The sequence below is a fragment of the Listeria ivanovii subsp. ivanovii genome (assembly GCF_900187025.1).
GTDB lineage: Bacteria > Bacillota > Bacilli > Lactobacillales > Listeriaceae > Listeria > Listeria ivanovii.
Map to the genome: position 1 here is coordinate 638,771 of NZ_LT906478.1, position 22,004 is coordinate 660,774.

A 22,004-nucleotide genomic window follows, 5' to 3' on the forward strand; every position below is an offset into this window, starting at 1 on the left:
AAAATAGGGGGTGCTTTTGATGCGGAAAGTATACGAAATTTTTATTTTAGACTGGCGCCGCTTATTTAAAGCGCCTTTAGCATTATTATTAGTTATAGCACTAATTATTTTACCATCACTTTATGCCTGGTTTAATATCGAAGCGCTTTGGGACCCATACTCTAATACTTCTGGGATTAAAGTAGCGGTTTCGATTGATGACAAGGGGGCAGAAGTGGATGTCCCTGGAACCGAGCCAGAGCAGATTAATGTCGGAAATCAATTGAAAAAAACATTAGAAAAAAATGACAAACTTGGTTGGACTTTTGTTAGTGAAAAAGAAGCTGAAAAAGGTGTGAAAAGCGGGAAGTACTACGCAGCTATACATATCCCGAAAGATTTTTCTGCCGACATGGTTTCCGTTGTTAGTGATAATGTTCAAAAGCCGACTATTGATTACTATGTCAATGAAAAGATTAATGCCATCGCGCCAAAAATGACCGAAAGTGGCGCAACAACCATTGTCAATCAAATTAGTTCGGAATTTGTCGGGACTGTCAGTAAAGCTGTTTTAGAAGAATTTAATAAAGCTGGAATTGATCTTGAAAATGAACTTCCAACAATTAGACGTTTAAAAACAAAAGTTTTCCAAGTACAAGATGCTTTACCAGAAATAAAAAAAATGGGTGCAGAAGCTGTGAAAATCGAAGCGAAACTCCCAGAATTAAAAGCTAAAGCGAATCAGGTTGTGGAGTTAAATAAAAAGATTCCAGAACTTAATCAAGCAACCGAAAATGTATTATTAGTCGAGCAACAATTGCCGAAAATAGATCAACTCGGTGAAGATCTACTCATTCTTCAAAAGAAAATTCCTGAAATTAAGCAAATTGCTTCCTCAGTAAAAGAAGTGGATGAAAATTTTGGAACGATTAAAAAGACAGTGAATGACGCTGTGGGTGAGTCTGGAAAAGCACTTGATGTCATTGACGGAGCAATGGATGCCATTCCTACTGTTCAAAAAATTGCTCAAAATGGTAGTGGTTATGTAGATAGAGTAGCTGATTTTGCAGAGGAGATTAACCAGTCATTCAACACATTAGCGCCGGCAATTAAACAAAATCTAACCTTAATGAAACAAATGGCAGATAATGTGTACCAAGTTACCGAAGCAATCAAAAATGGTTCCATCAGTCGAGACCAAGCAATCACGGAATTAAAGAAGATGGAACAAGACATTGATTCATTACAACAAATGATTACAGAACAAACCAAGACGTTAGAAAGTTTAAATGAGACTTTGCCGAATAAGCCGTTTACTGATTTGATTACCAATCTAAAAACCATCCATTCAGAGTTAACTACACAAAAAGCAACGATTACAAAAGTTCGCACACAGCTTGAAAATGGCGAGCAACCTTCCGAAGAACTTTTAAATACGTTGAACACGCAAGCAAAAATGGTGAGCGAGAAATTGCAGCAAATTTTGGCCAATTATGATACAGAAATTGTCCCCAATATTAAAACTGGCTTAAATCAAATTCAAGCCGATTTAAAAGATAGCCAAAAGCTACTGCAAAATTTACAAGCAAAAATTCCGGAAATTACTCAAGTGTTACAAGACTCGAAAAAAACACTCCAAACCGGTCAGACATATTTAAAAGAATTCCAAGCTCGTTTGCCAGAAATTCAAAAAACATTAGATGATGCAACCCAAGTAATTGACTCCAAGTTGGATACAATTATCGCTGGCATTAACGAAGCCGCTAATTTTTATCAAAATGATTATCCTAATGTGAAAGCAAATATCAAAAAAGCTGCCGATTTTATTCGTAACGATTTACCGGGCTTAGAAAAAGAAATTAATCAAGCCTCCAACCTGATTCAAGAAAAAATGCCGGAATTTGAAAAAGCCGTGACGATTGCCGCGAACCTTTCTCGCGAAGAATTACCGGAATTTGAAAAAGCGATTAATAATGCAGTGAATAAAATTACCGATTTTGATAAAAATTATGATTTGCAAAGTATCATTAAAATGTTAAGAAATGATGCAGATAAGGATAGTTCGTTTATTGCGAGTCCAGTGAGCCTAAAAGAAACAAGTTACTATCCAATTCCGAATTATGGTTCTGCTAGTTCCCCATTTTATACAGCACTTTGTTTGTGGGTCGGGGCATTGTTACTTGTTTCCTTACTTCGGGTCGATGTAGAAGTACCGGCGGGAATCTTTAACCATTACCACCGTTATTTCGGTCGATTGCTTACTTTCTTATCTATTGGATTAATGCAGGCTTTAATTGTTACACTAGGTAATATTTTCTTGTTAGGTGTATCTATCGCAGAACCACTCTTGCATGTACTCTTTAGTATGCTCATTAGCGTTGTGTTTATGACAATCGTTTATACACTTGTGTCACTATTTAACAATGTCGGAAAAGGTATTGCGATTATCTTACTCGTGCTTCAAATCTCTGGAGCAGGTGGAAACTTCCCAATCCAAGTATCTCCGCCATTTTTCCAAGCAATCTATCCGTTCTTGCCGTTTACTTATGCGGTTAGTTTAATCCGAGAAAGTGTTGGTGGGCTCTATATGCCAACTGTTTGGATAGATATTAGTGTTCTTGCTGGATTTGCAATTTTATTCATTGGATTCGGAGTATTGCTCAAGAAACCGCTCGACAAAATTATTCCCAAACTATCGGAAAAAGCCAAACGAAGCAAGTTAATCCATTAAAAATATTTTTATGGTATAATTACGAGCAGCGAGGAGGCAGACTATGGTAGCAAATCGATACAATACACTTGAAAAGATGGTTTATGATCGACTTTTATTAAAAATTAAAAAGGGTGAATTAAGTCCCAATCAACACTTAGCAGAAGAAAAATTGGCAGCTGAATTTGGCGTTAGTCGCTCACCGTTTCGAAAAACAATTGCCACTCTTGCGGCTCAAGGGATTGTAACTTACCATGAGAATAGTGGTGCCGTCTTAAATGATGTGTTAATTGACGCAGGACGTTATGTTCAATTAATGGAAACCATCAATATCTTAGTGGACGCAGCAATGGTAAAAGTAGCACATTATGGACTGAAAATGGATGTAGAAAAACTTCACGAACGCCTTCAAGAAATGGAACGTTATTCTTATTTAACTGATTTAGAAAATTATTTTGATGCGCATCATCGCTTTATTCTGTGTTTGGTTAGTTTTGCAGACAATCCTTATCAAATTACTATCGCTAAGCAGATTTTCTTTCAGATAGTCTCTTTTTCTGATGGAATTCATATTTTTAAATCAGTCGAGATTCGTGAATGGACAAATAAAAAAAGCAGCCAAATATATGAGCTACTTGCAAAAGAAGATACCGAAGCCGCCCGAAAAACAATTAAAGCGATGTTTGCCGAGTTAACAATTCAGGCATATAGATAAAAAGCTTCCACTTATCGTTTAGTTAGATAGGTGGAAGCTTTTTTTGATATAAATGAAAGCCATTTTTCTTACCAATAAGTTGAAAATCATAACGGCGGTACATTTGGTTAAGACTATCATTTGTTTCAATACAATCCAAGCGTACATAAGGAACTTGATGGGTACTTGCTAACTGTTCAGACCAGTTAATCATCTGAGCACTTAAAGAAATTCCGCTAAACTGACGATCAACCATAATCCGGTGCAGATAATAAGCATTTTCATTCGCTAAGTCTTCCCATAAATCTGTATCCCAATCGCTGGGTGTCTTTCGAATAATCATTGCTCCAGCAAGCAAACCTTCTTGTGTTTCAAAAAGAACTACCTCGCCAAGTTTAATCCGTTCTTCCATTTGATGGACATCAAAGCCTTGCAAAATATCATTCCACTGACTGGAACCCGATTCTTTAAGCCAGCGAGCAGTATTTAACATTAGTTCATTCATTTTTGAATAGTCATTTGGCAAAGCAAAGCGGACTAGAAATTCCAGTCCGCCAGTAGAAATTTTATTTTGGTTCATTTTCATCTTTCGGAGCTTCGGGTTCTTTTGCTGTTTCTGGTCCAAAACCATCTGGATGTGAGTCGTCAGCGAAAGGATCTTCTTCCGTTTTTCCGAATGGGTCGACTTCATCTTCCACAATAACGGTTTCTTCTGTATAAATCCCTTCACTTGCTGCATATAAATCATCGTAGAATACAGCAATAGAAGTGATTAAATACGGATATACATAAAGTGAAATCCCTAAAGAAATGACCCAAGATGCTAAAATGAGGACGAGTCCACCAAATGTAGCTCCGGCTGCTAGGGCGCTAATTAATTCAGTAGGATCAGTTGTGTAAGAAGTAGAAGCCATTCCACCTGCAACAATAATACCACCTGCGATTGCAACTGCGATAGGAATTAAGTACCAAAGTAGGAATGTAAGGGACATGCCGAATAGTCTACCTTTATGTCCATTCATCATGTGGCGACTTTCCGTAATAGCATCTAAAGCAGAGATGTTTGGATTATCGCGTAAAATGAAGAAAGTTTGTGAATAAGAGTAGGTTTTAATAATTCCTGGAACGATTAAAAGTAAACTCCATAAGAATGTAAAAATACTGATTAGCAAGTAAGCTAAGAAAGTCCGGCCAAACTCTTTGAAACCACTAAACATGTATGCAACATCAGGTTGTTCTCTTCTGCTAATTGCAAGATATACCCAAGAAACCCCCACATATAAAGGTCCTGTTAGTAAGAATAAGGCAATCCAACCAATAAATGGAATCCAGCCTAATACACCACTTGCAACTGTTTCAAGCAACCATGCAAGCACAAATATTCCAATGGCAATACCCCAGTTGCCACGAAGCGACTCTTTCGCTGTTTGTTTTACTTGTGAAATAGTCATCATAATGAAAACTCCTTTTTAATTTATTTTTAAGTATAATAGCAAAAATACCTACTCTTAAAATAGCATACTTTCCGGGACTAATACAGTAATATGAAGTGTTTCATTTTTTTCTTCAAATTAGGTGTAAATTAATTCTTTTTGGGGAAAAGATAATATGGTATGATTAATTTGGAGGTGGCACAAATGGCCCATGAGAATTTAAGAGAACTAGAAGATCGCTTAATTGAATTACGACAAGAGTATCAAGAAACAATTAGTGAAACAAGAGATTTTGAAGACCCACAACTCCAAAACGGACCGATTAATGCTGCGGAAGTTAGATTAAGTGCATTACGTCACGAAATCTCAGAAGTAGAGAAGAAAATTAAAAAAGTAGAAGGTAATACCAAATAAGGAAATAACGTCCTTTTGCTAATATAAATTTAGCGGAAGGATGTTTCTTTTTATGTGAATTTGGAGGAATGAAAATGAAACCAATTTTTGCTGTAGGGGATGTACACGGAGAAATAACTCTTTTAGATGAGCTGCTAGAAAACTGGGATAAAAAGCGGGAACGACTTCTGTTTGTGGGGGACTTAATTGATCGCGGTGAAAATCCTGCAGCGGTCCTTAGAAGGGTGAAAGCGTTAGCAGATAATTCAGGAGCCATTGTTTTAAAAGGCAATCACGAACAAATGTTACTGGATTGGCTAGAAAATCCCTCCGAGAAAATGCACTACTATTTAAGCCAAGGTGGCATGGAAACCATTCAATCACTTATTTCGGACTCACTTAACAAAAAAACAACACCAGAAGGGCTAGCGGAAAGGATTAAGCTAGAATCGGCTGAGCTGATTGAGTTTATCCGGAATTTACCGCTTTATTATGAAGAAGGTAAGTATGTATTTGTCCATGCAGGAGTTGATCTTTCTAAAGACGACTGGCATGAAACGGAGGAACGAGATTTTTACTGGATTCGAGAACCATTTTTGTTCGGTGAAAATAAAACGGGGAAAGTATTTATCTTTGGACATACCCCGGTGCAAAATTTACATAAAGACGGAAGCGCAGGCATCTGGGTTTCAGCAGATAAAACAAGACTTGATATCGATGGTGGGGCTGTTTTTGGCGGAGAACTTCACGGCGTTGTTGTGGAAGAAAAAGTCATTACAAAAAGCTTTACTGCGAAAAAATAAGCGTTCAAGATGCTTCTCTCTAGGAGCATCTTGAACGCTTATTTTTAATAATACGGCGCCATGAAAAGATAAACTAATACGCCAGTTAAACTTACATATAACCAAATCGGCATCGTCCAACGAACAATTTTTTTATGTTTTCCGATTTGCATTGTCCAGCCCCAAACAAGTGCGAAGAGTGCAAGTGGAACGACGATTGCAGCTAAGAAGCTATGTGTAATTAAGATAAAGAAGTAAATCGGACGGATAATTCCAGTTCCACCAAATGTAGATGTTTCGGCGGATAAGTAATGAAATGTTAAATAAGATACTAAGAAGAATAGCGTAGATGTAAATGCTGCAAGGATAAATCCGCGGTGCATGTTAATGTTTTTCTTTTTTATAATCGCCCAAAGTGCAATAACTAAAAATACAAAGGTAAAACTATTAAAGATGGCATTCATTCGCGGGAAAATCGTGATATCAAAATGCACGGCTCCCTGATAGCCAATTGGTGAAAAGAAGAGTAGTAAAATCACCACAACTGCGATAAATGAAATAATCATTATCGGCCAAAAATAGTTTTTTTCTGATGTCGGCTTTGTGAGTTTTTCTTTGTTTTGTTCCATGAAAAAAATAGCCCCCTAAATAAAAAATTGCTGTACCTTATTTCATTATACATGACGAACATATCGGATGCGAAAAATTGAACTATATGAGGTATAATGAGTTGGAAAGGGTGTTTCTTATGTCAATAATTGCGCGAGAATTAACAAAAGCAGAGGAAGCGGAAATCATCCGTTTAAAAGAAGAAGGCGAAATAATGCTCCAAACAGACGGGACTCCGGAAGAGCGTGTTCAGAAAATTGTAGATTACTTAAAAAATACCTCACCAGACCCAGACTCAGCAGAAGAACAGGGTTATCTGTTAGGTTCTTTATACGGGGAAGCAGTACGAGAAAAATACGGCTGGAAATGGTTGTTTGTTTCTGAAAATGACTTAGAGGGCTATGCAATTACATCGAAAGAGCACGGCTATACTTTTATGGTACATGATTATTTTATGCAAGTGATTGTTGGGAATAAGGCGGATAATAGTAAAATGTTGTTTGAGTTAATGCCGGATATGACAGGTAATCGGAATGATTTTCGGATGATAGGATGAAAAAGCTAGCCGTTGATGTCGGCTAGCTTTCTTGTTTTTGGGTTGGGATTTTCATTTACTAATAAGTCCATTTCAATCTAATCCTTAAATTCCTGGAAACGAAAATTAGTCCCTAGTGATTGGTTTGCTGTTGTGTATTCCCTGAATTTATAAATTAATGGGGACCAATTATTAACATCTATTCTTTTTAATAAGTATATTAGAGATACGAAATTTGTTCGAAGCAGTGGAAATAACAATCTAATTATGGAGAAGGCAATTAAAGATGTAGTTGTATAATAGGAAATAGATTGTGAGAGTTAGGGGGGAAATTATCCTAGCAATCTAGAAGGATTTGTAAAGGATTATCTTATAAGGTGTCTGAAATGTGGTTAGTTAGAAAATACTGGGTAAAATGGAATGTAAAAGTTAAAAGATTTATAGTAATTTTAAACTTTCAAATGAATAAATATAAGATAATATACATTTGGAAATGTATTTCAATGAAATAAAAGAGAAATATTTAACATTAATGTTGTTTATGTTTGTATATTTTGTGACCTTTTTTCGAAAAGTGTATAAATTCGTGCATAATAACATAAATGGTGATTATTTTCACAATTATTTCTGTGAAATATTCAAAATGAGTTGAAAAAAACCATAATTTAAGCTGAATTTTGTTGTTCATGACAAGAATCGGACATTTCATTACATTTTTGGTTATACATCCAGTGATTATGTTAGAATTTAATTGTTCTAAAAAACACAAAAAGGGAGCGAATGTCAAATGGCAACAGAGACAAGACAAAAGCAAGCAAAGAAATGTGTATGTGCTTTATTAGCTGGGGGAATATTGATTAGTGGGATATCATTTCCGAATGTAGCTCAAGCAAGTACTGTGGAAGAACAAGGGTTAATAGAATATGAGTTTACTAAAAATTCAGGGCAAATGGAGCTTGCAGAGCCTATAATCCCAATGGTTCGTTCCAATCAAACGGAATCTGGAGGGTCTAGTTATAAATATATATCTAGTACAATAGTAAACTTGAACTCCACGGGAGTTAATACTTTATATCAAGCTTTATTAGCTGGAGGATTAGCTAAGGTATCCTTTGGAGGTGTAGTTGCAAAAGCAATGGTTGGAACAATATTAAGTAATAGTTTTAAAAATTATAATTATATGAAGCAAACAATCTATAAAAAATCTGACAAGAACTATTATTATTATAAAGTAATAGATGAGTTTTCAAATAGCAAAACTAAATGGAAGGGGCCAGTAAATACAAGCTATCAAAAAGTTAGAAAGTAAAAATAGGAGAGGAAGTAAAGCTGTTGAATTATAAAAAATTGATTGCAAGTATACTATTGTATATCGTGCTATTTATTGTAACGGGAATTATATTTGATAATTTCAATATATTTGTATTGGTTGTTGGAACTATTTGTTATGCACTCGCAATCATCCCGCTTGTAAAAAATAAATAAAGAAGTACAAAAAATTAATGTATTTACTTTTATGCATGAATATACTTTCGCAAATAGTAATAATTAACCTTTTAGTATCAAAAATGAGAAAAAAGACGCGCCGCAAATAAGAACGTATTTTTGTGTGAATTGCAATATGTCTTTCCAAGCTAGTAAAAAGAGCAGACAAATTTGTCCGCTCTTTTTTCAATATCTTATCTATTCTCCGCTTTATTATAAGCACCGTGCCAAACAGGGCCAATGAATTCATTTAAAGCAAATCCGCCTTTGATTGCAGCTGTAACGAAATCTTTCGCTTTAGCAACTGCTTCTTCCACGGTTAAACCTTTCGCAAGTCCAGCTGTAATTGCGGCTGCGAAAGTACAACCAGCGCCGTGATTATGACTTGGAGAAATTTTTTCAACTTCATAAACAGTGAAATCTTTTCCATCATAAAGTAAGTCGATTGCTTTGTCGCTTTCTAGTGCTTTTCCGCCTTTGATAACAACGTATTTAGCGCCTAATTCGATAATTTTTTTCGCAGCTGCTTTCATATCGTCTAGCGTTGTTAATTTACCAAGACCAGATAATTGACCAGCTTCGAACAGGTTTGGTGTTGTGATGGTTGCTTTTGGAAGTAACAAGTCACGGATAGCTTCTGCGTTTTCAGGTTGGATTAATTCATCTTCGCCCTTACAAACCATTACGGGATCAATAACGACATTTTTTAAATCATATTTATCAATCGCTTCACGAGTAGCTTTGATAATGTCGATCGAGCCAAGCATACCTGTTTTCATTGCGTCAACTGGGCCGCCAGAAAGGATTGTTTTCAGTTGTTCGCGTACAAGACCTGCATCAATTGGAGTAACACCATGCGCCCAATTGTTGTCTGGATCCATTGTTACGATTGTTGTAATTGCGCTAAAACCATAAGTACCATATTCTTCAAAAGTTTTTAAATCTGCTTGTAATCCAGCGCCACCGCTAGAATCAGAGCCTGCAATAGTTAATGTTTTTTTGATTGTCATGATTTTTCCTCCTAAAAATAAACTTTAGTCATTTGTTTCAAGCATTTTATAGATGGCAGCTGCAACCCCGTGTTCATCGTTGGTTGAGGTAACGTGTTCTGCTAAATCTTTTACTTCTTCTTCGGCATTTCCCATTGCGACACTGTAGCCAGCCATTTTGAGCATCGAAATGTCATTCATATTATCTCCAATTGCAAAAGTTTCATCAAGCGTTACGCCTAATTTTTCTACATAATATTGTAAGGAAATCCCTTTTTGTGCTTCACGGTGGGTAATTTCAATATTGTCGGAAAACGAAGAAGTAACCGAAAGCTCATTTTCTTTTTCCAGTTTTGCCTTAGCTTTTGCAAGGATTTCTTTGTCATAGGAGAAAGAAATGAATTTTAGGATGGTTAGTTCTTTATTGGCTAAAATTCTTTCTACATCAGGTATTTCATGAACGTCTTTGGATTCAAAACGCTCTTCTACTTTTTCAGTGATTTCCGAAACAGGAGCATCTGGGTGGATACGTTTATGCATTTCTATCATAAATTCTTTACCGCGTGCTTTATCTGTTGTAATTGGTCCCATATCTGTGAAAAACTCTGTATACATGCCAAGTTCGGATAAGGTGTTATACGTGTCTCGAGCTAAGTTTCTATCGATAGGATGTTGTAATACAATTTTGCCGTGTTCGTCACGAATTTCAGCACCATTCATACAAATAGCTGGTGCGTATAAGTTTGCTTTATTAATTAATCCCATCGCGTCGTCATACATCCGTCCAGTACATAGAACAAAATGAATCCCTTTTGCGCGGGCTTTTTCGATTGCCTCGACGTTTTCTTTTGCAATCTCGATATTAGAGTTAAGTAGTGTGCCATCCATGTCTGAAGCAATAACTTTAATCATAATATTTAATTCCTCCCCAATTTTACCTACTTAACTAGAATAGCATTTTTTAAAGAAAAATGCACAAAAGGTAGCTGCGAGTAGTTTTCTTTGCAGTCTGATTACTTTACTATATTTCTTTCTGTCATTTGGTTATAATAGATAAGAATAAAACGTGGATTGGATGTGGCAGAATGAGTTCAGAACTAGAAAAGATGATTGCAGGAGAAATGTATGATCCAAGTGACAGAGAGCTTGTACACGGTAGAAGTCGTGCGCGGAAGTTCTGTCGAGAAATAAATGATACGATGGACGCTGATTCCCGTCAAAGCGTGCTGAAACGTCTATTTGGTGGTACAAAAGAAAGCGTCTATGTCGAACCAGATTTTCGAGTAGATTACGGCTCCAATATTTACGTTGGCGAAAATTTTTATGCTAATTTTGATTGTGTGATTTTAGATGTTTGCGAGGTACATATTGGTGAAAATTGCATGATGGCGCCAGGTGTTCATATTTATACGGCTACACATCCACTTGATCCAGTTAAACGAAATAGTGGACTGGAACTTGGTAAGCCAGTAAAGATTGGTGATAATGTGTGGATTGGCGGTCGGGCAATTATTAATCCGGGAGTAACACTTGGTAATAACGTGGTTGTAGCATCTGGATCAGTTGTGACGAAAAGTTTCCCTGACAATGTTGTTTTAGCCGGAAATCCAGCGCGGGTAATTAAAACTATTGAGGTTAAGGATAAATGATTATTTCAGATGCAAAGATTTTTGAACAAATGGAAAGTGAGTTAGCAAAAGCAAGAGCGGCAACGACAAAGGCGAGTCAAGATAAGCATTTGCATGGTTTGATGTTACTTGTCCAACTTGCGAAAACTGGTGATGAAACAGGTTTGGAAGTGGAAACAAACCTAATTCCAAAATCAGAACCTGCGCAAATCGTCAACATGGACGGAAAGAAAATAGAGTTAGAAGATGGGGCTAATGGAGATTCATTGCTTGATTTTTAGGGGGCTATTATGAAAAAAACAATTATTACTGGAGCCATTTTTGCCGGGCTTGCAGTTCTACTTGGTGCTTTCGGGGCGCATGCTTTAAAAGATGTACTTGGAAGTTATGCAAGTACTTGGGAAACCGGCGTTCAGTATCAAATGTTTCACGCAGTTGGAATTTTAGTTGTTGGATTATTAATGGAAAAACAAGCTAGCCAGCTTTATGCTTGGGCAGTGATCTTATTTTCGGTCGGAATTGCGTTCTTTTCCGGAAGTTTATATATCTTAAGTATTTCCAAAGTAGCTGTGTTAGGCGCAATTACGCCAATCGGAGGAGTTTGTTTTGTAGCAGGCTGGTTATTGCTGATTTTGGGCGTATCGAGAAGGTCTACGAGGTTTTATTAAAATAAAAATAATCGACTTTTTGCGCATATTTGAGCATAAAGCCGATTATTTTTTATTATTCGCCAATAAGTGCTAAAATAGAGGAATCATATTTGATAAGGGAGACAGCAATTACATGACTTATGCACTTGAGATAACAGGGTTACGAAAAATCTATTCGACTGGGGTGGAAGCTCTTCGCGGGGTGGATTTAACGGTAGAAGAAGGAGATTTTTATGCGCTTCTTGGTCCAAATGGGGCGGGGAAATCAACGACAATCGGGATTATCACATCGTTAGTCAATAAAACATCTGGAAAAGTAAAAGTATTTGGCTATGACCTGGACACGGATATTGTTCGGGCGAAACAGCAAATTGGACTTGTACCGCAAGAATTCAATTTCAATCCATTTGAAACGGTACAACAAATTGTCGTTAATCAGGCCGGCTATTATGGTGTTTCTCGTAAAGAAGCATTTAAACGTAGCGAAAAATATTTAAAACAATCGAATTTATGGGAAAAGCGTCACGAACGGGCTAGAATGCTTTCAGGAGGAATGAAAAGACGCCTGATGATTGCGCGTGTGTTGATGCATGAACCACGGCTGCTGATTTTGGATGAACCTACTGCTGGGGTGGATATTGAACTTAGACGTGAAATGTGGACGTTTTTAAGGGAGCTAAATGAGAGTGGTACAACGATTATTTTAACTACACATTACTTAGAGGAAGCGGAAATGCTTTGCCGAAACATCGGTATAATCCAGTCAGGTGAGCTAATTGAAAATACGAGCATGAAATCACTACTTTCTAAGTTGCAATTTGAGACATTTATTTTTGATTTAGAGCCTTATGAACAAGCATTTGAAATCACTGGATATCAGCATGTTTTTGAAGATAAACAAACACTATCTGTTGAAGTTGAACGAAATCAAGGCGTGAATCACATCTTTGAACAATTAAGTGCTCGAGGGATTAAAGTGCTTTCTATGCGTAATAAGTCCAATAGATTAGAAGAACTATTTTTGAAAATTACCGATGAAAAACATCAAGTGGGGGAAAAACATGTTTAATCTATATTATACAGCTTTAAAAAGTCTAGCAGCAAAAGAAACCAACCGATATATGCGGATTTGGGTTCAGACACTCGTTCCACCTGTTATTACAACGTCGCTTTATTTTATTATCTTTGGGAAAATGATTGGGAGCCGTATTGGGGATATGGGTGGTTTTTCTTATATGGAATACATCGTGCCGGGGCTAATTATGATGTCTGTCATTACTAGTTCATATGCCAATGTATCGTCTTCTTTTTTCTCACAAAAATTCCAGAAAAATATTGAGGAGATTTTAGTAGCTCCTGTACCAACGCATATTATCATCTGGGGATTTCTTATTGGTGGAATCGGTAGAAGTATATTAGTAGGTTCACTAGTTACCATTATTTCTTTATTTTTTGTACCACTCCATGTCTATTCATGGTCGATTGGAATTATTACTTTTTTGATGACAGCGATTGTGTTCTCGCTAGCAGGCCTTCTCAATGGGATTTTCGCTAAATCTTATGATGATGTCTCTATTGTACCAACATTTGTTTTACAGCCGCTGACGTACCTTGGTGGTGTGTTCTACGCGATTTCTATGCTTCCGCCCATCTGGCAAGCGATTTCAAAAGTAAATCCGATTGTCTACATGATTTCTGGATTCCGGTATGGCTTCCTTGGTGTAACTGATGTCCCAATCATGGTGTCGATGTTCATTCTGGTGCTATTTATCGTTGTGCTATATGCGATTTGCTGGTATTTAATTAATAAAGGAAGAGGTTTAAGGAGTTAGCCAAATACAAACGTAGTAAATTCTGTTTCATTTTAGTTAAATTCGTCATCTAATTTTAATACAAAAAAAGGGTTTGGACTGGAAGATACGGGTATTATATAGACATAAGCAATGACAATACCATTACTTTTTCTCCCTTTTTTGTATGGATTGTCTTTACTTACCTTAAACTCCCTTTTATACTTTTAGTGGTTGTTTTACAGCTGCTAGAGGTATTTTTTTGTAAATTTTTTATGTAGTAATGGTTTGCATATCAATATTATAAGGCAAATTTCATTATAAATAAAGTCGAAAGTAATGCGACTAAAGATTCATTTTGGCAAATAAAATAGGAATGTGTCTATTTTATGAATCTTTTTGTTATGTCCTTGTATAATGAAATGGCTACGTATATTCTTAAAGGAACAACAAATTTTTATATACATAGGAGGAAACATGGGATTTTTAGAAGCTTATAAGTCATTTTGGAAGAACTACGTCAATTTTAGTGGTCGTGCACCTCGTTCGGCGTATTGGTATGTAGTACTTTGGAATGCAATTATTATTGGAGTTCTTTACATTTTAGCAATCATTTTTGGTATTTCCGCATTGATGGAAGGGAGTGCGGGCGGCACTGGTATGGTTGGCGGTGGTGGCGCACTATTAATTTTAGTCATTTTATGGCTGTATCTATTAGCGGCTTTAATTCCGACAATCAGTCTTACTGTTAGACGTTTACATGATTCAGGGAAAAGTGGTTTTTTTGCTTTTCTTGACTTAATTCCATTTGTTGGGGGAATTATTATTTTAGTATTTATGTGCCTTGAAAGTGACGGACCAAACCAATATGGTGATGATGATAGTCAATTTGATATTTAAATAGAAAAAACATACTAAGATTAGAGAGTAAAGTCATTGACGGATGATTTTGTCCTCTATTTTCTTGTTTGGGTGAAAGGAAAATCGATCATAGACTCATGGACTTCGAGCCCTCATTAAAAAACGGTCTCTTTCACTGTCATTTTAAAATCTATTTTAAGTATGTTGGGGCTTCGAGCTCGTGTAAAGGAAATTAGGAACGAAATGAAACAGTGAAGAACCTTTCAAAAAAAGAAAGAAGGCTGAGACATAACAAAATATCAGCAATAAAAACTGGATAATAGAAAAGCAGAAATCATTGTATAGAGCCATTTCAAAAAATGGAATAGACATGATTCCTGCTTGTTTTTATTTTAGAGCCGCTTTTTATACCCATGCTTGAAAACATAATGAATGGTGTGAAATGAGTATGACGGTTCATTTTATCCCACAAGGTCTTGAAGAACCTCAATAAGCTATCGATCAACAACTTATTCCTTTATCTCAATTATGACAGAAAAACAGTTGTAGGCCGATAGCTTTTTCATTATGATTGGTATCAGCGAAAGCTGATATGAAGGTGCTTGCCCCAGTCTGTTTTTTAATGGATTCCTTCGCTTACGAGGAACCAATTAACTTGGCTTGTATTAATAAAATAAGTTAAGTCATATTTGGTTAATTCAATACATTTTTCGTTAAAAAGATTTTTTAAGTCAGTTTTTGATAATTCGTGGATGCTAATGTTGTTGATTTTTGCGTCGTCATCAAGACGAATCGATTCTCCGTTTGCGGTGTAAATTTCGATATACATCGTACCATCCTCTCTGAATTACATTTGTTTATAGTTTTCCTTAAAAATACCGAGTTGATTAAGCGTCACAACAAGTTGCTGGCTGAAAAGTGGTAATGCTTGGATTTGGTCTAAGTCATTCGCATATGCAAAGTCAGCTACTTGCATGACAAGTGTGTGGAAAGATTCAGTCATTGTTTCGTTTTGCTGTTTTAAATACGAGTTCTCTTGTTCAAGCTCTTGGTATTTTGTTTGTAAATCTTGATATTTACGATCGAGTTCTTCTTTTTGCACAGCAAGAGACGAAAGTGAATAAATGCTTTTCAGCAAGTCATAGACATTATTTTCTTCGCCTTGGTTTTCGCTTAAAAGTTGCACGTTGCTTTTAACGCCAGATAATAAATCTACCAAGTTTTTTTCGCGTGTTTTGTCATAACTGATTTGTTCTTTGATAGATGTCGGCGGTTTATATTCAGAAGAAACGACTTTTCCGAAAATATTTGTTTTTTCTTTTTTACTGCTTTTTTGCGTTTTTCTTTTTCTACCCGGCTTATTTTTTGGGATATCTTCTACTTGAATCAATTCTTTTTTTAGTTTGTAGTAGGTATTTTGCAGCTGGCTCGGTGTTTTTGGAAAGATCCGCAAATCGTTTAAACTGAGCATTTCAGAGATATCAAGTACTTTCATATCTTCCAAAATAGCAATTTGGTAACATGCAGAAAGTAGTTCTAATTCAATTTTTAACCAACTAATGTTGGAGTGCATATATTTTTCGATTCCACCATGTTCTTCAACGGCTTGATAAAAATCAGTGAGTAAATGAAAGATTTCTTCGGCTGTTTGTTCGTCAATACCAGACTCTGACGCCATTTTTTTAATGTCGGTAGTAGATGAATTCCCCGGATTATCTACTTGTTTTTTTATTTCTTGAAGTAATTTTCTTATTTCTGATTTAGGCATACAATCACATACCTCTCTATCCTATAGTATTATTGATTTTCTGTTTATTTTTATAATAACAATATATGTTAGTTGTGTAAAGGGAGTGCGGGTGGGTCAAAAGGAGTGGGTATGAAGAACCTTTTTTTGCGTTAAATAAAAAAATATTAATCAAATAATGAGAAGTTTTCCTTTGATACAGCTGTTACTATGGCTGTTTTTTTAATTTTTACCGACTTTTCATTTTTTAAAAAAAGTATAGATTTTTTTTAGATTTGGTGTAAAATTTTATATTGCAGTTACAAAAAATACTATATTGATATATATTTTGAAAAAATGATTTATTTTTGTAATCTGATGAAGGGAGTGAAAGGTGAATTTACCTTACTTGAATGGAATATTTTTTATCACTTTTTAAAATTATTGCACTTTTAGCTGTGCTTGCAGGTATTTCTTACTTTTTAGTAAAGAAAAACAAACAAGCGGCTCGAACTAGAAAAAGCGAAAATGACCTTATAAAGTTGGAAGATACGCTTCTCATCTCTCATCAGTTACGCGCAGTTCTTCTAGAGGTGAACGGAGAGAAAGTGCTGGCGCTTATTTCAAATAATGATATTAGAACGGTGTCATTAAATGGAAATAATGTCCAAGATGAGTCACTTTTCCGAGAATTACTTTTGAAAGAGGAGACGAAAGTAAATGCGTAAAATAGCTTCTAAACGAGTATTTCAAGTATCCTTTATTGCTGTTTTTGTATTTTCTTTGATTTTCTTTTGGCCAGGTACGAGTGTTCATGCTGAAAGTTGGCTGGACTCGCTGGGTGTAAATGGAACAGATGGGGTTAATTCTAGTGTTGCCCTATTTGTTTTAGTGACAGTGCTATCTTTGTCTGCTTCGATTGTATTAATGTTCACACATTTTACGTATTGTATTATCGTTCTTGGATTAACGAGACAGGGGCTTGGAGCGACAAATTTGCCACCTAATCAGGTGCTTGTTGGTCTTGCACTTTTCCTATCTTTGTTTATGATGCAGCCTTTGATTACGGCATGGTACGACGATGTGTATAAACCATCACAAACAGAAGAATGGAGTGCATCAAAGGTTTGGGATGAGACAAAACCGCTGTTGACTAAGTATGTGGCTGAAAATACATATAAGCACGATATCAACATGATGTTAAAAGCTGAAGGAGAGGACCCAGTAACTAAAAAAGAAGATGCACCACTTATGGCTCTTATGCCAGCTTTTATTTTGACACAAATTACCCAAGGATTTTTAACTGGGATGTTTATTTACTTGGCGTTTATATTTATAGACTTGATTGTTAGTACTTTACTAATGTACCTCGGAATGATGATGGTTCCACCGATGACAATTAGTTTACCGTTTAAGATTTTAGTCTTTATTTTCATTGGAGGATACGGGCTAATTACCAACATGATTTTTCAAACAATTCACTTTTAAGGGAGTAGCAAAATGAATTTAACGCCGATTACGCAAATTTTTCAAGATTTTTTCTATAGTGGGCTGGCGCTTATTTTGCCGGTGTCGCTTATATGTATCGTAGTGGTGATTGTGGTAGCGATTTTGATGGCGATGATGCAAATTCAAGACCAATCGCTGACGTTTTTACCGAAGATTATTGCTTTTGTAGTGGCACTTTTTATTCTTGGACCGTGGATGTTTGAACACATGACGGATTTGTTTGTAGGAATCTTTTCCAAATTACCCCTGATGATTAGGGTGTAAACATGGAGTTTGAATTTTTACTTGCTGTAGTGATTGTTTTTTGCCGTATTGCTAGTTTTTTATTCTTCTTTCCGCTTTTAAAAGGGCGCCATATTCCGAACAGCGTCAAAGTGATATTCGGAATGGCGATTTCGATTCCAGTGGCAACGGTAGTAGATGTTTCAGGAATTACTACTTTGCCAGATTTGCTTTTACGGGTGATATCAGAAGTGGTGTTTGGTCTCGCACTTGCAAAATTAGTGGAAATTATTGCGGTTATTCCAAAAATGGCTGGTTTTATGATTGATTATGATTTAGGTTTTTCGCAGGTGAATTTGATAGATCCATCATATGGGACGCAAAATTCGATAACAGCGGCGATTTTAGATACATTTTTTGTGGTTATATTTTTATCACTGCAGGGGCTTGATTATTTGATTTTTTACTTAATGAAATCGTTTGAATTTACGGCTTCGGTATCGATTTTATTTGAAAAAGGTTTTATCGATTTATTTCTCGGGACGCTTGGATTTGCGCTTGCTTCGGCGGTGTCGATTGCGCTTCCAATCATGGGTAGCATTTTCATTGTTAATATTATCCTCGCTTTTATTTCTAAGAGTGCTCCGCAAATTAATATTTTTATGAATGCATTTATTATAAAAATTACCTTTGGGATTTTCATTTTAGCATGCGCGGTTCCTATCTTGAGTACAGTTTTTAAAAATTTGACAGATGAGATGATTCAGCAATATGTGTCGTTTTTTGATTATTTACTGAAAAAATAGGGAGGAAATGAAGCTTGGCGAAAGATAATAAAACGGAAAAAGCAACGCCGCGCCGCATTAAGAAAGCTAGAAACGAAGGTAATGTGGCGAAAAGTAAAGAACTTAATAATGCTTTTTCATTGCTGATTGTAGCAGGGCTTCTTTATTTCTTTGGCGAGATGTTTATTAAAAACACCATCCAAGGCTTTGTTGCTCTTTTGAAACAGCCACCTAAGCTTGCTAGTATGGAAAGTTATAGTTTATTTTATTTAATGGAATTTGGAAAAGTGCTTTTGCCGGTGATGATTATGGTAGTGATTTTTGGTTTGATGAATTACGGAGTGCAAGTAGGAATTTTGTTTTCTGCCAAAGCAGTGAAACCTCAGTTCAAACGATTAAATCCAGCTAATTATTTCAAGCGTGTTTTTAGTGTCAAAGGAATTGTTGAAGTTGTCAAGGCGCTTCTTTTGATTACACTGCTTTCTTATGTTGCCTATATCGGTTTTCGTGATCACCTTCAAACATTAATTAGTTACACAGGACAGAACTGGCTTTATTCTCTCAAGCAAATTTTCTCTTTATTCAAAAATGAATTTTTAGCATTATTTCTTGTTATTGCAGTTATTGGTTTGCTCGACTTTTTCTATCAAAAATATGACTATAAAAAAGGTCTCCGGATGTCGAAACAAGAAATTAAGGATGAAATGAAAGATTCAGAAGGTCGTCCAGAAGTGAAGCAACGACAAAGAAGTATTGCTCGAGGGCTTCTCCAAGGGTCGATTACGAAAAAAATGGCAGATGCGACATTTGTTGTTAATAACCCGACGCATATATCTGTTGTGATGCGCTATGACAAAGCGAAAGATCACGCGCCAAAACTCCTTGCTAAGGGAGAAGATGAGCTGGCATTATTTATTCGCCAAGTAGCAGAAACAGATGGAGTACCAATGAGTACGAACAGACAGCTGGCTCGGAGTATTTATTACACGACGAATCCAGATGAATACATACAAGAAGATTTATATAAAGATGTGATTGAAGTAATGAAAGAATTGATGGACGCAGACAAAATCCAGTTCTAACAACATATGAGCGACCTTTCTAAAATTAGAAAAGGCAGGTTTCAAAATGGGGAGTTTAGGGGCTATAAAAAAATATTTTGCTATTCTGATTGCAGTTTCATTTGTTGTTGCGCTTATTGTGCCACTACCTCCATTTGTGTTGGATTTAGTGTTGGTGACGATTCTAGCATTTTCAGTGTTAGTTTATATGCGAGCGACATCGATTAAAGATTGGAATGAATTAAAATCATTTCCATCATTGCTACTTTTGATGGGGATATTTCGAGTTTCAATTAACATTTCAACCACTCGTGCAATTTTAACGACTGGAGATCCTGGACAAGTAATTAAACAGTTCGGAAACTTTGTTATTGGTAGTAATTTTGTTGTTGGTATTGTCATTTTTATCATTTTAATTGTCTTTCAGTTTATTGTTGCGAATGGTTCCTCGCGAACGGCGGAAGTAGCTGCGAGGTTTACGTTAGATGCGCTACCTGGGAAGCAGATGGCGATTGATGCGGACTTAAATCAACGTTTAATCACAGAACCAGAAGCGAAAGAAAAACGAGCATACTTAAATATGGAGACAGAATTTTACGGTGCGATGGACGGAGCTGGGAAATTTGTAAAAGGGGACGTGCTTTTCACGGTACTCTTAGCAGTCGTTAATATTGTTTTTGGTTTAATTGTTGGAATGGTTCAAGGTGGTCTTTCGTTTGGTGAGGCTGCGGTTAAATATACCGAGCTCACAATCGGGGATGGAATTGTTAGTCAGATTGGCTCACTACTGATGGCAATGTCAGCTGGGGTTATAGTCACTCGAGTATTTGATGGCTCAGATGATAACGTTGCTGTAGGAATTTTTAAAGAACTGATGCAAAACTCGGTGGTTGTGTATACGCTTGCGGGAATGTTTATCTTAATGGGGGTATTTAGTCCATTACCAGCGATTCCGTTTGTTGGGATAGGTGTTGTTCTTGGAGTAATCGGCTACCGGACGCAATTTAATATCAAGAAAAAAGAACAGCTAGAGTTAGCAAAAGAAATGGAACTCATTCAATCAGAAAACAATTCCGCGGAGGCAGAACATAATCAAGCATTTGGTGCGGCACGTGAGAAATTTCCAGTTGTTGTCGAACTAGGGCTAAATATTGCAGCATTAGTTAAACAAAAAATGAACGGAGAAACAGCGAAAGATAAAGTAGTGCTAATGCGCAAATCGATTCTTCAAGACTTAGGGATTGGCGTTCCTGGGATTAATTTCAAAGATAACACTAGCTTCCAACCTCGCGGGAAATATGAAATCAAAATAAAAGGGGTGGCTGTAGCAAGTGGTGTTTTGAAAGCAGGGCATTTATTAGCACTTAAAACCCCAGGCGTAATGATTGATCTTGATGCCGAACCAACGAAGGATCCCATTTTTGGGGAAGACGGTTACTGGATTTTGCCTGGTGAGTTAGAAGATGCGCAAATGAAAAATTATCAGGTGTTAGAGCCATTAAGCATTTTAATCACCCATTTGGATGTTGTTTTACGGAAAAATTTGCATGAACTACTAATGCGACAACAAATTAAAGACTTAATCGATAGTTTGGCAAAGGAAAATCAAATTTTAATTGATGAGATTAAGAAAAAAGAAATTGATTATTCACTGATTCAAGGCGTACTTAGACAATTGCTAAAAGAAGGGATTTCCGTACGAGATTTGCCAACGATTGTGGAAGGGATTATTGATGGACAGACGATTTACCCGGGGGATCTTGATGGGATTACCGCATTTGTCAGGGAGCGAATTTCTAAAGTTATCTGTGAACAAGCAAAAAATCAAGACGGGAAAATTTACGCTTTGTTGTTACAAGATTCTATCGAAATGGATACGGAAATTGTTAACACACCGTACTATGGTTACGCGCTAAACTGGGCACTTGATAAGGAGTTACCAATCATTCAGAAGGTACGAGATACGGTAAATAAAGCCCAACTTACCGGACGAGAACCTGTCATTTTAACGCGGCGGAAAGATTTTCGCTTTGGATTTGTACGTGTGTTAGAACGGTACCAATTAGATGTGCCGGTGTTATCAATCAGTGAACTTTCACCAGAAACAGAAGTGGAACAAATTGCGCTGATTGAACCAACTTGATAAGGGAGGTACTCCGTAAA

At 36.4% G+C, this 22,004-nt stretch carries 26 protein-coding genes; 19 read left to right on the forward strand and 7 right to left on the reverse strand.

Features of this window, described 5'->3' with window-relative positions; all coding sequences use genetic code 11:
• Window positions 1-19: 19 nt before the first annotated feature.
• Together CKV67_RS03055 and CKV67_RS03060 are read left to right on the forward strand one after the other, a co-directional pair.
• Window positions 20-2,710, forward strand: coding sequence for a YhgE/Pip domain-containing protein (locus CKV67_RS03055; RefSeq protein WP_014092104.1), 2,691 nt, complete (start codon window positions 20-22; stop codon window positions 2,708-2,710).
• Between the two features lie 43 nt (window positions 2,711-2,753).
• Window positions 2,754-3,404, forward strand: a complete 651-nt coding sequence (locus tag CKV67_RS03060; RefSeq protein ID WP_014092105.1) for a GntR family transcriptional regulator — start codon at window positions 2,754-2,756, stop codon at window positions 3,402-3,404.
• Window positions 3,405-3,426: 22 nt separating this feature from the next.
• Here the strand turns inward: CKV67_RS03060 and CKV67_RS03065 are convergent, their stop codons facing one another.
• Together CKV67_RS03065 and CKV67_RS03070 are read right to left on the reverse strand one after the other, a co-directional pair.
• Complete coding sequence (locus tag CKV67_RS03065; RefSeq protein WP_014092106.1) at window positions 3,427-3,963, reverse strand: GNAT family N-acetyltransferase; 537 nt, start codon at window positions 3,961-3,963, stop codon at window positions 3,427-3,429.
• Window positions 3,950-4,834 carry a DUF975 family protein gene (locus CKV67_RS03070; protein WP_014092107.1) on the reverse strand — a complete coding sequence of 295 codons (885 nt, stop codon included), beginning with the start codon at window positions 4,832-4,834 and terminating at the stop codon, window positions 3,950-3,952. Before CKV67_RS03070 ends, CKV67_RS03065 begins: the two co-directional genes overlap by 14 nt.
• A gap of 186 nt (window positions 4,835-5,020) precedes the next feature.
• On the opposite strand from CKV67_RS03070, the gene CKV67_RS03075 reads away from it, so the two are divergent.
• Window positions 5,021-5,230 (forward strand): Lmo0654 family protein, encoded by a 210-nt coding sequence (locus tag CKV67_RS03075; protein WP_003718796.1) that lies wholly within the window; start codon window positions 5,021-5,023, stop codon window positions 5,228-5,230.
• Between the two features lie 74 nt (window positions 5,231-5,304).
• Complete coding sequence (locus tag CKV67_RS03080; RefSeq protein ID WP_014092108.1) at window positions 5,305-6,012, forward strand: metallophosphoesterase family protein; 708 nt, start codon at window positions 5,305-5,307, stop codon at window positions 6,010-6,012.
• A 44-nt stretch (window positions 6,013-6,056) separates the two neighbouring features.
• Here the strand turns inward: CKV67_RS03080 and CKV67_RS03085 are convergent, their stop codons facing one another.
• Entirely contained in the window at window positions 6,057-6,620 is a 564-nt protein-coding gene (locus CKV67_RS03085) for a DUF420 domain-containing protein (protein ID WP_014092109.1), read from the reverse strand.
• Between the two features lie 119 nt (window positions 6,621-6,739).
• Here CKV67_RS03085 and CKV67_RS03090 point away from each other — a divergent pair, with 119 nt between their 5' ends.
• The 3 genes from CKV67_RS03090 (at window position 6,740) to CKV67_RS14590 (ending at window position 8,620) form a co-directional block, all read left to right on the forward strand.
• Window positions 6,740-7,156, forward strand: coding sequence for a hypothetical protein (locus CKV67_RS03090; RefSeq protein ID WP_014092110.1), 417 nt, complete (start codon window positions 6,740-6,742; stop codon window positions 7,154-7,156).
• Window positions 7,157-7,922: 766 nt separating this feature from the next.
• Entirely contained in the window at window positions 7,923-8,444 is a 522-nt protein-coding gene (locus tag CKV67_RS03095) for a hypothetical protein (protein WP_014092111.1), read from the forward strand.
• A gap of 23 nt (window positions 8,445-8,467) precedes the next feature.
• The gene (locus CKV67_RS14590; RefSeq protein WP_003718802.1) at window positions 8,468-8,620 is read left to right on the forward strand and encodes a hypothetical protein; all 153 of its coding nucleotides are present in this window, start codon (window positions 8,468-8,470) and stop codon (window positions 8,618-8,620) included.
• Between the two features lie 194 nt (window positions 8,621-8,814).
• On the opposite strand, the gene pdxK is transcribed toward CKV67_RS14590, so the two are convergent.
• A complete protein-coding gene (pdxK, locus tag CKV67_RS03100; protein ID WP_003746029.1) occupies window positions 8,815-9,630 on the reverse strand; it encodes a pyridoxine/pyridoxal/pyridoxamine kinase in 816 nt (271 codons plus the stop codon).
• 24 nt (window positions 9,631-9,654) lie between these two features.
• Window positions 9,655-10,521, reverse strand: a complete 867-nt coding sequence (locus CKV67_RS03105; RefSeq protein ID WP_014092112.1) for a Cof-type HAD-IIB family hydrolase — start codon at window positions 10,519-10,521, stop codon at window positions 9,655-9,657.
• 173 nt (window positions 10,522-10,694) lie between these two features.
• Between CKV67_RS03105 and CKV67_RS03110 the strand changes: the two genes are divergently transcribed.
• From CKV67_RS03110 to CKV67_RS03135, 6 genes are all read left to right on the forward strand, one after another.
• Window positions 10,695-11,258, forward strand: a complete 564-nt coding sequence (locus CKV67_RS03110) for a maltose acetyltransferase domain-containing protein (protein WP_014092113.1) — start codon at window positions 10,695-10,697, stop codon at window positions 11,256-11,258.
• Window positions 11,255-11,518, forward strand: coding sequence for a DUF5327 family protein (locus CKV67_RS03115; protein WP_014092114.1), 264 nt, complete (start codon window positions 11,255-11,257; stop codon window positions 11,516-11,518). Before CKV67_RS03110 ends, CKV67_RS03115 begins: the two co-directional genes overlap by 4 nt.
• 9 nt (window positions 11,519-11,527) lie before the next feature.
• Window positions 11,528-11,905 (forward strand): DUF423 domain-containing protein, encoded by a 378-nt coding sequence (locus CKV67_RS03120; RefSeq protein ID WP_014092115.1) that lies wholly within the window; start codon window positions 11,528-11,530, stop codon window positions 11,903-11,905.
• Between the two features lie 115 nt (window positions 11,906-12,020).
• On the forward strand, window positions 12,021-12,956 hold the full coding sequence (locus CKV67_RS03125; RefSeq protein ID WP_025279790.1) for an ABC transporter ATP-binding protein: 936 nt from the start codon (window positions 12,021-12,023) through the stop codon (window positions 12,954-12,956).
• Window positions 12,949-13,719: an ABC transporter permease gene (locus CKV67_RS03130; protein WP_014092117.1), complete on the forward strand. Its 771-nt coding sequence runs from the start codon at window positions 12,949-12,951 to the stop codon at window positions 13,717-13,719. Before CKV67_RS03125 ends, CKV67_RS03130 begins: the two co-directional genes overlap by 8 nt.
• A gap of 435 nt (window positions 13,720-14,154) precedes the next feature.
• Window positions 14,155-14,577, forward strand: a complete 423-nt coding sequence (locus CKV67_RS03135) for a DUF805 domain-containing protein (RefSeq protein ID WP_014092118.1) — start codon at window positions 14,155-14,157, stop codon at window positions 14,575-14,577.
• Between the two features lie 580 nt (window positions 14,578-15,157).
• Here CKV67_RS03135 and CKV67_RS03140 read toward each other — a convergent pair.
• Window positions 15,158-15,367: a lmo0673 family protein gene (locus CKV67_RS03140; RefSeq protein WP_014092119.1), complete on the reverse strand. Its 210-nt coding sequence runs from the start codon at window positions 15,365-15,367 to the stop codon at window positions 15,158-15,160.
• A gap of 18 nt (window positions 15,368-15,385) precedes the next feature.
• On the reverse strand, window positions 15,386-16,306 hold the full coding sequence (mogR, locus tag CKV67_RS03145; protein WP_014092120.1) for a motility genes transcriptional repressor MogR: 921 nt from the start codon (window positions 16,304-16,306) through the stop codon (window positions 15,386-15,388).
• A 371-nt stretch (window positions 16,307-16,677) separates the two neighbouring features.
• Here mogR and CKV67_RS03155 point away from each other — a divergent pair, with 371 nt between their 5' ends.
• The 6 genes from CKV67_RS03155 to CKV67_RS03180 are packed head-to-tail and all read left to right on the forward strand — an operon-like array spanning window position 16,678 to window position 21,984.
• Window positions 16,678-16,992: a hypothetical protein gene (locus tag CKV67_RS03155; RefSeq protein ID WP_014092121.1), complete on the forward strand. Its 315-nt coding sequence runs from the start codon at window positions 16,678-16,680 to the stop codon at window positions 16,990-16,992.
• Complete coding sequence (locus CKV67_RS03160; RefSeq protein WP_014092122.1) at window positions 16,985-17,752, forward strand: flagellar type III secretion system pore protein FliP; 768 nt, start codon at window positions 16,985-16,987, stop codon at window positions 17,750-17,752. Before CKV67_RS03155 ends, CKV67_RS03160 begins: the two co-directional genes overlap by 8 nt.
• Window positions 17,753-17,764: 12 nt before the next feature.
• Window positions 17,765-18,037, forward strand: coding sequence for a flagellar biosynthetic protein FliQ (locus tag CKV67_RS03165; RefSeq protein ID WP_003718817.1), 273 nt, complete (start codon window positions 17,765-17,767; stop codon window positions 18,035-18,037).
• A 2-nt stretch (window positions 18,038-18,039) separates the two neighbouring features.
• Window positions 18,040-18,801, forward strand: coding sequence for a flagellar biosynthetic protein FliR (locus CKV67_RS03170; RefSeq protein ID WP_014092124.1), 762 nt, complete (start codon window positions 18,040-18,042; stop codon window positions 18,799-18,801).
• 14 nt (window positions 18,802-18,815) lie between these two features.
• Window positions 18,816-19,862 carry a flagellar type III secretion system protein FlhB gene (gene flhB / locus CKV67_RS03175; protein ID WP_014092125.1) on the forward strand — a complete coding sequence of 349 codons (1,047 nt, stop codon included), beginning with the start codon at window positions 18,816-18,818 and terminating at the stop codon, window positions 19,860-19,862.
• A 46-nt stretch (window positions 19,863-19,908) separates the two neighbouring features.
• On the forward strand, window positions 19,909-21,984 hold the full coding sequence (locus tag CKV67_RS03180; protein ID WP_014092126.1) for a flagellar biosynthesis protein FlhA: 2,076 nt from the start codon (window positions 19,909-19,911) through the stop codon (window positions 21,982-21,984).
• Window positions 21,985-22,004: the final 20 nt, after the last annotated feature.

Excerpts from the sequence above, each read along its gene's own strand:
- CKV67_RS03055 (WP_014092104.1), top strand. The coding sequence starts at position 20 with ATGCGGAAAGTATACGAAATTTTTATTTTAGACTGGCGCCGCTTATTT.
- CKV67_RS03060 (WP_014092105.1), top strand. The coding sequence starts at position 2,754 with ATGGTAGCAAATCGATACAATACACTTGAAAAGATGGTTTATGATCGA.
- CKV67_RS03065 (WP_014092106.1), bottom strand. The coding sequence starts at position 3,963 with ATGAACCAAAATAAAATTTCTACTGGCGGACTGGAATTTCTAGTCCGC.
- CKV67_RS03070 (WP_014092107.1), bottom strand. The coding sequence starts at position 4,834 with ATGACTATTTCACAAGTAAAACAAACAGCGAAAGAGTCGCTTCGTGGC.
- CKV67_RS03075 (WP_003718796.1), top strand. The coding sequence starts at position 5,021 with ATGGCCCATGAGAATTTAAGAGAACTAGAAGATCGCTTAATTGAATTA.
- CKV67_RS03080 (WP_014092108.1), top strand. The coding sequence starts at position 5,305 with ATGAAACCAATTTTTGCTGTAGGGGATGTACACGGAGAAATAACTCTT.
- CKV67_RS03085 (WP_014092109.1), bottom strand. The coding sequence starts at position 6,620 with ATGGAACAAAACAAAGAAAAACTCACAAAGCCGACATCAGAAAAAAAC.
- CKV67_RS03090 (WP_014092110.1), top strand. The coding sequence starts at position 6,740 with ATGTCAATAATTGCGCGAGAATTAACAAAAGCAGAGGAAGCGGAAATC.
- CKV67_RS03095 (WP_014092111.1), top strand. The coding sequence starts at position 7,923 with ATGGCAACAGAGACAAGACAAAAGCAAGCAAAGAAATGTGTATGTGCT.
- pdxK (WP_003746029.1), bottom strand. The coding sequence starts at position 9,630 with ATGACAATCAAAAAAACATTAACTATTGCAGGCTCTGATTCTAGCGGT.
- CKV67_RS03105 (WP_014092112.1), bottom strand. The coding sequence starts at position 10,521 with ATGATTAAAGTTATTGCTTCAGACATGGATGGCACACTACTTAACTCT.
- CKV67_RS03110 (WP_014092113.1), top strand. The coding sequence starts at position 10,695 with ATGAGTTCAGAACTAGAAAAGATGATTGCAGGAGAAATGTATGATCCA.
- CKV67_RS03115 (WP_014092114.1), top strand. The coding sequence starts at position 11,255 with ATGATTATTTCAGATGCAAAGATTTTTGAACAAATGGAAAGTGAGTTA.
- CKV67_RS03120 (WP_014092115.1), top strand. The coding sequence starts at position 11,528 with ATGAAAAAAACAATTATTACTGGAGCCATTTTTGCCGGGCTTGCAGTT.
- CKV67_RS03125 (WP_025279790.1), top strand. The coding sequence starts at position 12,021 with ATGACTTATGCACTTGAGATAACAGGGTTACGAAAAATCTATTCGACT.
- CKV67_RS03130 (WP_014092117.1), top strand. The coding sequence starts at position 12,949 with ATGTTTAATCTATATTATACAGCTTTAAAAAGTCTAGCAGCAAAAGAA.
- CKV67_RS03135 (WP_014092118.1), top strand. The coding sequence starts at position 14,155 with ATGGGATTTTTAGAAGCTTATAAGTCATTTTGGAAGAACTACGTCAAT.
- CKV67_RS03140 (WP_014092119.1), bottom strand. The coding sequence starts at position 15,367 with ATGTATATCGAAATTTACACCGCAAACGGAGAATCGATTCGTCTTGAT.
- mogR (WP_014092120.1), bottom strand. The coding sequence starts at position 16,306 with ATGCCTAAATCAGAAATAAGAAAATTACTTCAAGAAATAAAAAAACAA.
- CKV67_RS03155 (WP_014092121.1), top strand. The coding sequence starts at position 16,678 with ATGGAATATTTTTTATCACTTTTTAAAATTATTGCACTTTTAGCTGTG.
- CKV67_RS03160 (WP_014092122.1), top strand. The coding sequence starts at position 16,985 with ATGCGTAAAATAGCTTCTAAACGAGTATTTCAAGTATCCTTTATTGCT.
- CKV67_RS03165 (WP_003718817.1), top strand. The coding sequence starts at position 17,765 with ATGAATTTAACGCCGATTACGCAAATTTTTCAAGATTTTTTCTATAGT.
- CKV67_RS03170 (WP_014092124.1), top strand. The coding sequence starts at position 18,040 with ATGGAGTTTGAATTTTTACTTGCTGTAGTGATTGTTTTTTGCCGTATT.
- CKV67_RS03180 (WP_014092126.1), top strand. The coding sequence starts at position 19,909 with ATGGGGAGTTTAGGGGCTATAAAAAAATATTTTGCTATTCTGATTGCA.